Source organism: Nocardioides sp. FY1077 (assembly GCF_058681775.1).
In genome coordinates this window covers 965,181-977,057 of record NZ_JBZWDB010000001.1, presented here as the reverse complement: position 1 = coordinate 977,057, position 11,877 = coordinate 965,181, and the positions used below count along the sequence as shown (strand labels likewise).

At 76.6% G+C, this 11,877-nt stretch carries 10 protein-coding genes; 2 read left to right on the top strand and 8 right to left on the bottom strand.

The genetic code is table 11. The features are described from left to right. Positions 1-45: 45 nt before the first annotated feature. The 4 genes from AC4OR8_RS04555 to AC4OR8_RS04540 are packed head-to-tail and all read right to left on the bottom strand — an operon-like array spanning position 46 to position 4,944. Positions 46-1,092: a phosphatase PAP2 family protein gene (locus AC4OR8_RS04555; protein ID WP_492164384.1), complete on the bottom strand. Its 1,047-nt coding sequence runs from the start codon at positions 1,090-1,092 to the stop codon at positions 46-48. A 35-nt stretch (positions 1,093-1,127) separates the two neighbouring features. Further along, entirely contained in the window at positions 1,128-2,174 is a 1,047-nt protein-coding gene (locus tag AC4OR8_RS04550) for an ABC transporter ATP-binding protein (RefSeq protein WP_492164383.1), read from the bottom strand. Next, on the bottom strand, positions 2,174-3,853 hold the full coding sequence (locus tag AC4OR8_RS04545; RefSeq protein ID WP_492164382.1) for an ABC transporter permease: 1,680 nt from the start codon (positions 3,851-3,853) through the stop codon (positions 2,174-2,176). The genes AC4OR8_RS04550 and AC4OR8_RS04545 overlap by 1 nt, the downstream gene beginning before the upstream one ends. Beyond that, the gene (locus AC4OR8_RS04540) at positions 3,829-4,944 is read right to left on the bottom strand and encodes a thiamine ABC transporter substrate-binding protein (RefSeq protein ID WP_492164381.1); all 1,116 of its coding nucleotides are present in this window, start codon (positions 4,942-4,944) and stop codon (positions 3,829-3,831) included. Before AC4OR8_RS04540 ends, AC4OR8_RS04545 begins: the two co-directional genes overlap by 25 nt. A 277-nt stretch (positions 4,945-5,221) precedes the next feature. Here AC4OR8_RS04540 and AC4OR8_RS04535 point away from each other — a divergent pair, with 277 nt between their 5' ends. Further along, complete coding sequence (locus AC4OR8_RS04535; protein WP_492164380.1) at positions 5,222-6,121, top strand: alpha/beta hydrolase; 900 nt, start codon at positions 5,222-5,224, stop codon at positions 6,119-6,121. Next, positions 6,118-6,576: a GNAT family N-acetyltransferase gene (locus tag AC4OR8_RS04530; RefSeq protein WP_492164379.1), complete on the top strand. Its 459-nt coding sequence runs from the start codon at positions 6,118-6,120 to the stop codon at positions 6,574-6,576. Before AC4OR8_RS04535 ends, AC4OR8_RS04530 begins: the two co-directional genes overlap by 4 nt. Here the strand turns inward: AC4OR8_RS04530 and AC4OR8_RS04525 are convergent. The 4 genes from AC4OR8_RS04525 to AC4OR8_RS04510 form a co-directional block, all read right to left on the bottom strand. Continuing rightward, positions 6,573-7,631, bottom strand: coding sequence for a sucrase ferredoxin (locus AC4OR8_RS04525; RefSeq protein WP_492164378.1), 1,059 nt, complete (start codon positions 7,629-7,631; stop codon positions 6,573-6,575). The two genes, AC4OR8_RS04530 and AC4OR8_RS04525, sit on opposite strands and share 4 nt — an antisense overlap. Positions 7,632-7,923: 292 nt before the next feature. Beyond that, positions 7,924-9,132 (bottom strand): imidazolonepropionase, encoded by a 1,209-nt coding sequence (hutI, locus tag AC4OR8_RS04520; RefSeq protein ID WP_492164377.1) that lies wholly within the window; start codon positions 9,130-9,132, stop codon positions 7,924-7,926. Continuing rightward, the gene (locus AC4OR8_RS04515) at positions 9,129-10,631 is read right to left on the bottom strand and encodes a formimidoylglutamate deiminase (RefSeq protein ID WP_492164376.1); all 1,503 of its coding nucleotides are present in this window, start codon (positions 10,629-10,631) and stop codon (positions 9,129-9,131) included. Before AC4OR8_RS04515 ends, hutI begins: the two co-directional genes overlap by 4 nt. Next, entirely contained in the window at positions 10,628-11,875 is a 1,248-nt protein-coding gene (locus tag AC4OR8_RS04510) for an allantoate amidohydrolase (protein ID WP_492164375.1), read from the bottom strand. Before AC4OR8_RS04510 ends, AC4OR8_RS04515 begins: the two co-directional genes overlap by 4 nt. Positions 11,876-11,877: the final 2 nt, after the last annotated feature.

Sequence of the window (11,877 nt, the reverse complement as noted above, 5' to 3'; positions counted from 1 at the left end):
GGTCCCGCCCGCCGGGGTGGGAACGACGGCGACCCGGACGGCGGCTCAGTCGCGGGAGACCGGCACCTTGGACGTCGTCGTCGTGGGGTGGGAGCGCAGCGGGTAGCGGTCGAACTTCTGCCCGCTGGCCAGGCCGCCGACGTAGAAGGCCACCAGCGCGATCATCACGCCGGCGATGTCGTCGGCGATGTAGTGCCAGCCGAAGTACAGGGTGGCGACGACGGTGATGACGAAGTTGACCCAGAACACGATCTTCAGCACCCGGCTCTGCAGGGTGAACTGCACCATCAGCGCCACCAGCAGCGTGATCGCGGTGTGCAGGCTGGCGAAGCCCGCGACCGACTGCACCTGGCCCTCGAGGCCGGGGATCATGTAGCTCTGCCGGGTGTAGACCAGCGACTCCATCAGTGCGGTCGTGGGCGTGTTGGCCAGCGGCTCGTAGATCGCGACGTACTCGAGGCCGGGGCCGAGGGTGGGCAGCGCGTAGTACGACAGCGTGCCGAGGGTCCAGGCCACGCACTGCGAGGTGACGAACCAGTAGCCGTAGGACATGTTGCGCGACCACACCAGCCAGGCCGTCACCGCCAGCGGCACCAGCGGCAGGAACCACAGGTAGATGTAGCTGAGCAGGTGGGCCGCGACCGTGGTGCCGAGCATGTCGTGCAGGAACACCGCCGGGTCGTTGCCGAAGAACAGCGCCCGGTCGAGCAGGTGCAGCTCGCGGTCGAAGGTGTTGGTCGTGACCAACGGCAGGAACGACTTCACGTTGCGGTAGCAGACGTAGACGACGTAGAAGCAGATGATGCCGAGCGCGACCAGGGTGAGCCGCTCCCGGTTCCAGTGGGTGCGCAGCCGCTCGCGCACGATCGCCGGCATCCGGGCCGGGCGGCCCTGGGAGTACCACAGCGTGCGCGGCAGCATGTCCAGCAGCAGGGCCCCGAAGAGCAGCAGCGGCAGGCGCAGCCACGAGGGGCCGAGGAAGGCGCCCTCGGGGTCGACCAGACGCACGTCGAGCACCGCGGCGGTGATGACCGCCCAGAGGCCCATCCCCACCGCGGTGACCACGAGGAGGACGTAGGCGCGGCGGTACACGGAGGAGAGTGTAAGGACTGCGCCTACCCCCCGTCTCATCCGCGGGCCGCGTCGAGCACCGCGAGGCGTGTGGCGTCGACCACCAGCCGGACGTCGTCGCCGGGGGTCACCCGGTGGTCGAGGCCGGCCACCGCGTCGACCTCGCCCACCCCCTCGACGTCCACGACGAGGCGCAGCTGGTCGGGGGTGCCGCGCAGGGTGCGGACCGTGCCGCACAGCGGGCCCTGCGCCGACAGCCGCAGCGCGGAGCGGCGCACGGCCACCGCGTCACCCCCGCCCGCCGACCCCTGCGTCGACTCCTGGGCAGACTCCTGGGCCGGCCCGCCCGCCGCGGCCAGCACCCGGCGCCCGGCCGCGCCGGTGAGCACCCGCGCGTAGCCGAGGAACAGCGCCGTGGCGTCGTCGACGGGGTGGCGCCACACGTCGGTGATCGGGCCCTCCTGCACCAGCCGGCCCGCGCGCATCACCGCGAGCCGGTCGGCCACGGTGAACGCCTCCTCGTGGTCGTGGGTCACCATCAGCGCAGTGGTGCCCGCCCGCACCAGGATGTCGCGCAGCTCGACGGCCAGCCGCTCGCGCAGGCCGGCGTCGAGGGCCGACAGCGGCTCGTCGAGCAGCAGCAGCCGCGGCTCGACGGCCAGCGAGCGGGCCAGCGCCACCCGCTGGCGCTCCCCGCCCGACAAGGTGCCGGGCAGCCGGTCGCCGTACCCGGCGAGGCCGACCAGGTCGAGCAGCTCGGCCACCCGCTCGGCCTCGACGCGCCGCGACACCCGCCCCCGCCCCGGCAGCCGCAGGGCGTAGCCGACGTTGCGGGCGACGGTGAGGTGACCGAAGAGCTGGCCGTCCTGGAACATCAGCGCGAAGCCGCGCCGGTGGGTCGGCACGCCGGAGACGTCGTCGTCGTCCCAGGCCACCCGGCCGGTGGCCCGCTCCAGGCCCGCCACGGCGCGCAGCAGCGTGGACTTGCCGCACCCCGACGGGCCGAGCACGGCCAGCACCTCGCCGTCGGGCAGGTGCAGGTCGACGTCGCGCACCGCGGGCACGCCGTCGTAGGCCACCGAGACGTCGGTCAGGTGCAGCATCAGAGGGCTCCCAGGGACGGCACCCGCAGGCGCTCGACGGCCAGCATCACGCCGGCGGTGGCGGTGGCGAGCACGACGGAGGCGGCCAGCGCCATGCCGTAGTTCTGCTCGCCCGGACTGCCGATCAGGCGGAAGATCACCACCGGCAGCGTGGGGTGCTCGTCGCGGGCGAGGAACGACGTGGCGCCGAACTCCCCCAGCGACACCGCGAAGGCGAAGCCGGCCGCGGCCAGCAGCGGGCGCCACACCACCGGCAGGTCGACGGTCAGCACGGCGCGCAGCGGGCCCGCGCCCAGCGACGCCGCGGCCTGGCGCTGGCGGTCGTCGACACCGGCCAGCACCGGTGCGAGGGTGCGGACCACCAGCGGCAGCGCCACCAGCGCCTGCGCCACCGGCACCAGCAGCGGGGAGTCGCGCAGGTCGAGCGGCGGCTCGTCGAGGGTGATCAGGAACCCGAAGCCGAGCGTCACCGCCGAGACCCCCAGCGGCAGCATGAAGAAGCCGTCGAGCACCGAGCGCAGCCGCCGCTCGGTGCTCGAGCGCGAGGCCCGGGTGACCACGACGGCCACCAGCAGCCCCAGCAGCAGCGACATCCACGTGGCGTCGACGGCCGTGCGCAGCGACGTGGCGAGGGCCTCGGTCACCGGCACCAGCAGCGCCCCGCCGTCACCGGTGGTGGTGAGCGCGCGGTAGTTGCCCAGCCCCCAGGCGTCGTCGACCTGCAGGGAGCCGAGCACGAGCACGAGCACCGGCCCGGCCACCAGCACGAGCAGCAGGCCGGTGGCGAGCAGCTGCGGCGCGTCGGCCCGGCCGGGCCGGCGCGGGCGGGGCACCACCCGCGCGGTGGTCGGGTCGGGGACGGCGCGCAGCCGCGCCGCCACCGCGAGCAGCACCACCACCGCCACCAGCTGGAGCACCGAGAGCGCCGCGGCGGCCTGCAGGTCGAGCAGGTTGGTGGTCAGCAGGTAGATCTCGGTCTCCACCGAGGAGTAGCGCAGCCCGCCGAGCACCAGCACCACGCCGAAGGCCGTGGCGCAGAACAGGAACACCACGCTGGCCGACGACACGATCGCCGGGCGCAGGGCCGGCAGGGTCACCGTGCGCAGCACGTGCAGCGGGCCCGCGCCCAGCGCGGCCGCGGCCTGCGCGGGGCGGGGGTCGAGGGACTCCCACGCCGCCCCGACCCCGCGCACGACCACCGCGACGTTGAAGAACACCAGCCCGGCCACGATCGCCACCGGGCTGCCGTCGAGGCCCAGGAACGCCAGCGGGCCGGCCTCCCCCAGCAGCTCGCGGAACGCGATGCCGACGACCACGGTGGGCAGCACGAACGGCACCAGCAGCGCCGCACGCACCACCCGGCGCAGCGGGAAGTCGAGGCGGTGCAGGGCGTGCGCCGCCGGCAGTCCCAGCAGCACCGCCAGCACGGTGGCCACCGTCGACGACCACACCGTGAACCACAGCACCCGGTGCACCCGCTCGCGCGCCAGCACCGCCAGCACGGCCCCGGGGTCGGGCGCGCCCTCGGGGAAGAACCCCCGCGCCAGCATGCCGCTGACCGGCAGCACGAAGAACACCCCGAGCACCGCGACCGGCAGCGCCGCCAGGCCGAGCAGCCCCAGCGCGCGTCGCGAGCCCGCCGGCGCCGACCGGGTCACCGGGTGACGACGTCCGTCCACTCCTGGAGCCAGGCGGCCCGCTCCGTGGCGATCAGCGCCGGGTCGACCTCGTAGGGGTCGGTGGGCCGCTCGGCGTGGGTGGCCCAGTCGGCCGGCAGCTCGGTGCCGTCGACGACCGGGAACACGTACATCGACTCGGGCAGCGCCGCCTGCACCTCCGGGCCGGTCATGAACCGCACCAGCGCCTCCGCGCCGGCCACGTTGTCGGCGCCCTCCAGCACCCCGACGTACTCGGTCTGCTGGACGCAGGTGTCGAGCAGCGCCCGGGTGGTCGAGGAGCCGTCGTCGGCGAGCGTGAACGCCGGCGAGGAGTCGTACGACACCACCACCGGCCGGTCGCCGGAGCCGCCGCCCTGGGTGAAGTCGGTCTGGTAGGCCTCCGACCAGCCGTCGACGAGCGCGGCGCCGTTGTCCATCAGCGCGGCCCAGTAGTCGGGCCAGTCGCCGCCGTACTCCGCGATGGTCGCCAGCAGGAACGCCAGGCCCGGCGAGCTGGTGGTCGCACCCGGCACCACCAGCAGGTCGCGGTAGGCGGGGTCGAGGAGGTCGTCGAGGGTGGCCGGCGGCTCCAGGTCGCGCTCGGCGAACCAGGTGGTGTCGACGTTGACGCACACGTTGCCGTCGTCCACGGCGGTCAGCCGCTGCTCGTCGTCGCCGGGCAGCGCGTGCTCGACGACGCCGGGCGGGGCGTCGAAGGCGTACGGCGCGAACACGTCCTCCTCCAGCGCGCGGGAGGCGAAGGTGGTGTCGACGCCGAAGGCGGCGTCGCCGATGGGGTCGTCCTGGGTGAGCACCAGCCGGTTGGTGAGGCTGCCGGCGTCGCCGGAGGCGCGCACCACCAGGTCGTAGCCCGACTGCCGCTCGAAGGCCTTCTCGACCCGGCCCGGCAGGAAGAACGACTCGTGGGTGACCAGGACGACCTCGCTGCCGTCGCCCGGGGCGCCGGGGTCGCTGGACGCCGACGAGCCCGGCGAGCCGGCGCCGTCGGTCGCGCCGGCGGGGTCGTCGTCGCCGGAGCCGACCAGCGAGCAGGCCGGGGTGGTCGCGAGGACCACCGTGGTGAGCAGTGCGAGCGCGCGGGTACGCCTCATGTGGACTCCCTTCGCCGGTGCTAACCGGAGCAGGTTCGTAGGGTCTGCTGGTCCGACGCGTGTCGTCGTCCGCACTCTCAGCACGCCCCGGACGTCGCCGGCCGTGCTCCCCTGTCGTGTGCGGCCAGTCTAGGACGACGGTGCGCGGCCGGTGCGCCGGGCGGTGTCGGGGCGGTCTCCTGGGCTGGGTCGGGGCGGTGTCCGGGGCTGGGTCGGGGCGGTGTCCGGGGCCCGGTCCGCCCGGACGGCGTGCCCAGCGGTCTGAGAGGCTGCGGCGGTGCCGAGCCTCCGCCACCAGCTCCTCGCCGCCGCCGTGCCCCGCCTGCGCCGGGCCGGCGAGCTGCAGGACGTGGCGCACGAGCGCGCGCGGGTGCTGCAGCGCCAGGCCGGCCGCGACGACCTGCTGCCCACGGGTCTCGTGCCGCGGTTCTCCGGCCGCTTCGCGCTGCTCACCGACACCTCCGTCGGCTTCCCGGTGCACGTGATCACGCCGCGCGGGCCCGAGCCGGAGCGCACGCTGGTGTGGGTGCACGGCGGCGCCTACATCGCCGGGATCGACCCCTTCCACGTGCGCTGGCTGGCGCGGCTGGCGGCCCGCCTGCGGGTGCGGGTCGTGCTGCCCGACTACCCGCTGGCCCCCACCGCGACGTGGGCCGACTCCCACGAGGCGCTGGTCGAGGTGGTCACCCGCACCGCCGCCCACGGGCCGGTGCTGCTCGGTGGCGACTCGGCCGGCGGCGGCATCGCGCTGGCCGTGGCCGCCTCGCTGCGCGACCGCGGGGTCCCCGGCGTCGAGCGGCTGCTGCTGGTCTCGCCGTGGGTCGACCTGACCACCTCCACGCCCGCCACCGGGTGGTTCGCGGCGCGCGACCCCTGGCTGTTCGAGGGCAAGCTGCGGGCGTACGCCGCCTGGTGGGCCGGCTCGCCCGACGACCTCGCCCGCCCCGAGGTCTCCCCCGCCCTCGGCGACCTCACCGGCCTGCCCCCGGCCCTCGCGCTGTGCGGCACCCGCGACCTGCTGGTGCCGGGCTGCCGGCTGCTGGCGCGTCGTGCCGAGGAGGCCGGCTGGTCTCTCACCTACGTCGAGGAGCCCGGCCTGATCCACGTCTACCCGCTGCTGCCCGGCATCCCCGAGGCGCGCCGGGCGTGGCGCACGACCGTGGCGTTCCTCGCGTGAGCGGGGTGCCCGGCGACGGCGTCGAGGTGCGCACCCTGGCGTTCGCCGACCTCGACGTGCGCACCGCCCACGACGCGTGGCGCCTGCGCCAGGACGTGTTCGTGGTCGAGCAGGACTGCCCCTACCCCGACCTCGACGGCCGCGACGTCGAGCCCGGCACCCGCCACGTCCTGCTCACCACCCGCCCCGGCGGGCCGGTGGAGGGCTACCTGCGGGTGCTCGACGACACCGAGGTGTGGCGCATCGGGCGCGTCGTGCTGGCCCGCGCGGCCCGCGGTCGCGGGCTGGCCGACGTGCTGATGACCGCCGGCCTGGCGTGCTGCGCCGGGCGCGAGGTGGTGCTCGACGCCCAGTCGCCGCTGGCCGGGTGGTACGCCGGCCACGGGTTCGCCGTCGACGGACCGGAGTTCCTCGAGGACGGCATCCCGCACCTGCCGATGCGCCGTCCGCGCTAGGCCCTCGGCTCCCGCACGGGCGGCTGCCCGCCGGTGCCCGCCACGCGCCACGACGTGACCGGCTTGGGCCGCTCGTCGGCGCAGGAGCCCAGCTGCACCGACCCGACCCGCTCCAGCACGACGGCCTCGTCGACGCCGTCCGCGCCGTCTGCGCCGTCTGCGCCGTCGCCCGTGACCCTGGCGCGCAGGCCGGCCGTCGCGCCCTGCTCGTCGGCCTCCGCCAGCTCGACGGTCAGCACCGGTCGGCTGCCCAGCCCGAGCGCACGACGTACGTGCAGGTCGGCGGCCTGCGCGGCGGCCGGCAGCCCGGCACGCCCGCGCACCCGCTCGTCGGGCAGGTCACCGGCCGCGACCTGCGCGGCCACCGCCACGGCGTCGTCGGCGGTGACCCGGCCGAGCACGAGCCCGGTCGGCAGGGCCAGGGCGGTGGCGGCGAAGCGGTGGCCGCCGAGGTGGGTGGTCTCCCACGTGCCGTCGGGCCAGCGGGCGGCGAGCGCGGCCGCGACCGGCCGGCCCACCTCGGCGCAGCACACGTCGCGGGAGCCGTTGGTGCACACCAGCCACAGCGGGTCGTCCTGCGGCCCCAGCAGGGTCAGGCCGCTGGCCTCCGGGTCGTGCGGGTCGAGGTGGAGCAGGTCGTGGGCCGCGGGGGTGTCGCCGAGGTGGCTGGCGGCGTGGCTGTCGTCGGCGTGGCTGTCGGTGGCGTCGGGGTGGGGGCCGACGGCGTGGTTGTCGGTGGCGTCGGGGTGGGGGCCGACGGCGAGGTCGCCGACCCACGTGCGCGGCGGCTGCCCGGGCTCGAGGTGGGCCACCACCACCACCCGGCGCAGCAGCCCCGGCTCGTCGCGCGACCCCGGCCGGCGTACCAGCTGCACCCGCACGCCGCGCAGCCCCGCGAGGTGGGCGCGCAGCGCCTCGGGCAGCCGCGACTCCTTCAGCGCCTTGCGCCCCCACGGACCGGGCTGCTCCACGAACACCCAGCGGCGCTCGTCGGGGGCGGTGCCGTCGATTGGCTCGTGGCTGTCGAGGCTGGCGGCCGAGCAGCGGAGGGGCACCCCGTCATTCGACCACGCGCCCCCCGCTGGGTCCGGCGGGCGTCGGGGCTTGCGTCATACGAACCGTGGAGTCGCACCCACGATTCGTATGACGTCCCACCCCGCAGGCCCTGCCGTCGCCGGCCCCGGGGCTTGCGTCATACGAACCGTGCAGTCGCACCCACCATCCGTATGACGTCCCACCCCGCAGGCCCTGCCGTCGCCGGCCCCAGGCACCAGCGTCATACGAACCGTGGAGTCGCACCCACCATCCGTATGACGCACCACCCCTGCCCGAGACGGACGGGACGCATCAGACCACCGGCCGGCCGCCGAGCCACACGCCGGCGACCAGGGGCACGCCGGGGCGGTAGGCGAGGTGGAGGTGGCTGGGGGCGTCGAGCAGCACCAGGTCGGCGCGGGAGCCGGGGGCGAGCCGGCCGACGTCGTCGCGGTCGAGGGCGGCGGCCCCGCCGGCGGTGGCGGCGTGCACGGCCTCGGCCGGGGTCAGCCCCATCTCGCGCACGGCGAGGGCGATGCAGAACGGCAGGCTGCTGGTGTAGCTCGAGCCGGGGTTGCAGTCGCTGGCCAGCGCCACCGTGACGCCGGCGTCGAGGAGGCGGCGGGCGTCGGGGTAGGGCTGCCGGGTGGAGAACTCCACCCCGGGCAGCAGGGTCGCCACAGTGCCGGCGTCGCGCAGCGCGTCGACGTCGACGTCGGTGAGGTGGGTGCAGTGGTCGACCGCCACGAGCCCGAGCTCGGCGGCGAGCGACACCCCGGGTCCCGGACCCAGCTGGTTGGCGTGCAGCCGCCCGCGCAGCCCGGCCGCCGCACCAGCCAGCAGCACCGCCCGGGCCTGGTCGGCGTCGAAGGCGCCGACCTCGCAGAAGGCGTCGACCCACCGTGCGTGGGGCGCCGCGGCGGCCAGCATCGGACCGGTGACCAGGTCGACGTACGCCGCCGGGTCGTCGACGTGCTCGGGCGGCACGACGTGGGCGCCGAGGAACGTCGTCTCCTCGGTGAACTGCCGCGCCACGGCGAGGCTGCGCGCCTCGTCGTGCACCGTGAGGCCGTAGCCGCTCTTGACCTCCACCGTGGTGGTGCCCTGGCGGCGCATCTCGGCCACCAGGCGGGCGACGGTCGCGGTCAGCTGCTCGTCGGTGGCGGCGCGGGTGGCGGCCACGGTGGTGCGGATGCCGCCGGCGGCGTACCGCTCGCCCGCCATCCGGGCGGCGAACTCCCCGGCGCGGTCACCGGCGTGCACGAGGTGGGAGTGCGCGTCGACGAAGCCGGGCAGCACCGCGCGCCCGCCGGCGTCGACGCGCGTGTCGGCGGCCGGGGCGTCCTGGGCCGCGCCCACCCACACCACCAGACCGTCCTCCACGACCAGCGCGGCCCGCTCGAGGGTGGCCAGCGCGCCGTGGCCGCGGGGGCCGGCCCCACCGTGTCCGGCCCGCCCGTCGTGCCCGTCGGGGTCGTTGGTCGCCAGCTCGCCGATGCCGTCGAGGAGGGTGCTGCTCACGACCCCACCCTTCCAGGACGCCGACCGCGGCCCGCACCGGGCGAGGAGCCGCCGCCCAGCGACGCAACCGGCTCGGCCACCTCGGCCACCTCGGTCACCTCGGTCACCTCGGTCACCTCGGCCACGGCAGCGGCGAGCTCGCGACCGATCGCGGCGTGGTCGGCGCGCCCCACGACCCAGCGCCCGTCGACCATCACCCGCAGCACGTCGGCGGCGGTGGCCGCGAACACCGCCGTCTGCTCGTCGGCGCCGGTGCCGGCGGTGCGCGGCGAAGACGTGTCGAGCACGACGAGGTCGGCACGGGCGCCCACCGCGATCGCCCCGGCGTCGGGCAGGCCGAGCCCGGCGTGGTCGGTGCCGGCGGCGAGCAGCTCGGCGGCGCTCCAGTGGCCCCGGGTGCGGCGCGCGAGCCGCTCGTCGAGCTCGAGGGCGCGCATCTCCTCCCAGGGGTCGACCACCGCGTGGCTGTCGCTGCCCAGCGTCATCACCGCGCCGGCCTCCACCAGCCGGCGTCCGGGGCCGACGCCGTCGCCGAGGTCGCGCTCGGTGGTGGGGCAGAAGCAGACGCGGGTGCCGGTGGCGCCGAGCAGGGCGACGTCGTCGTCGGTGAGGTGGGTGGCGTGCACTGCCGTGGTCGCCGACCCCAGGGCACCGGCGTCGTGGAGCAGCCGGGTGGGGGTGACGCCGTGGGCGGCGAGGCAGGCGTCGTTCTCGGCCGGCTGCTCCGAGAGGTGCACGTGCAGCGGTCCGCCGCCGGCCGCCTCCACCACCCGCGGCACGGCCTCGCGCGGCACCGCCCGCACCGAGTGCACCGCCACCCCCACCACGAGATCGCCGCGGTCGGCCAGCCGCTCGCGCAGCGCCGCCACCCGGCGCGCCCACGCCTCCACCGACCCGTCGTCGTAGCGGCGCTGCACCCCCTCGGTCGGGGCACCGAAGCCGCTGCTGAGGTAGCAGGTGTCGAGCAGCGACAGCCGCAGCCCGGCGTCGCGCGCGGCCTCCACCAGCGCCAGCTCCATCGCACCGGCCGGGGCGTGCGGCGGGGCGTACGGCGAGCCGTCGGGGCGGTGGTGGAGGTAGTGGAACTCCCCCACGGTGGTGGTGCCGCCGGCGACCATCTCGCGGAACACCGCCCGCGCGAGGCGGTGGTAGCGGTCGGGATCGAGGCGCGCGGCGACGGCGTACATCTGCTCGCGCCAGGTCCAGAACGTGCCGCGACCGCGCTGGGTGCGCCCCCGCAGCGCGCGGTGGAAGGCGTGGCTGTGGGCGTTGGCCAGGCCCGGCACGACCAGCCCGCCCACCCGCTCCACCCCGGGGCAGCGCTCCGGCGGGGTGCCTGCATCGACCCGGGTGAACCGGCCGCCGGCCACCTCCACCAGCACGTCGCGCGCCAGCCGGTCGCCCAGCCACGCCCGCTCCAGCAGCACGGCACCCACCGGGCTCACCGGGCTCACCGGGCTCACCGGGCTCGCCGGGCTCACCGGGCTCGCCGGGCTCACGGGACGGCCAGCCCCTCGAGCACGTCGGCCAGCGCCTCGACGCCGCGCAGGCAGTCGGCGGTCTCGGCGTGCTCGGCCGGCGAGTGGGAGACCCCGGTGGGGTTGCGCACGAACAGCATCGCCGTCGGCACGCCGGCCGCGGCCAGCACGCCGGCGTCGTGGCCGGCCTGCGTGGGCAGCACCGGCCACGACCGGGCCCCGCCGGTACCCGCCCCCACCAGCGCGGGGTCGAACGACACCGACCCCGACACCGACTCGGGAGCCACCTCCACGCGGGTGCCGTCGGCGACCGCCCGCTCCTCGACCCGGGCCACCACCGCCTCCACGAGCGCGTCGAGGTCGGCGTCGGTGGCGGCGCGGGCGTCGAGCCAGGCGGTGACCCGCGAGGCGATCGCGTTGGTGCCGCCGGGGGTCACCTCCACCCGCCCCACGGTCGCCCGCGCCCCGGCCGACCGGGCCTCCCCGGCCGCCGCCAGGACCAGCCCGGCGAAGGTCACCACCGGGTCGGCGCGGTCGTCCATCCGCGTCGTGCCGGCGTGGTCGGCGCGGCCGTGGAGGTCGACGCGCCAGCGCCCGTGGGGCCAGATGCCGGAGGCCACGCCCACCGCGGCGTCGAGGTCGACCAGCGCGCGGCCCTGCTCGACGTGCAGCTCGACGAACGCGCCGACGCCGTCGAGCACCCCGGTGCCCGCCCCCCGGTGCCCGGCCCCGTCGAGCCCGGGCAGCCCGGCGGCCTCCAGCGCGTCGGGCAGACGCACGCCGGCGGCGTCCACCAGCTCGCGGGCCTCGCGCCAGGCCAGGGCGCCGGTGGCCAGCCGGGAGCCGAGGCAGGCGCGCCCGAAGCGGGAGCCCTCCTCCTCGGCGAGCACGGCGACCCCCACCGGCCGGGTCGGCACGACCCCCCGCTCGCGGAGGCGGTCGAGGGCCGCCAGCGCGGAGACCACGCCCAGGGGGCCGTCGAAGGCCCCGCCCTCGTCCACCGAGTCGAGGTGGGAGCCGGTGACCACCCCGTCGACCACCCCGCGCCCGTCCACGACACCGTCGCCCGCCGGGTGCCACCACGCCACCACGTTGCCGACGCCGTCGGTGCGCAGGTCGAGACCCCGCGTGGCGCACGCCGCGAGGAACCACGCCCGCAGCTCCCGCTCGGCCGCCTCCCACGGGCGGCGTCGGTAGCCGCCGGTGCGCGCCGAGCGGCCGAGCGGCGCGAGGTCGGCCCACATGGCCTCGAAGTCGTCAGGCACAG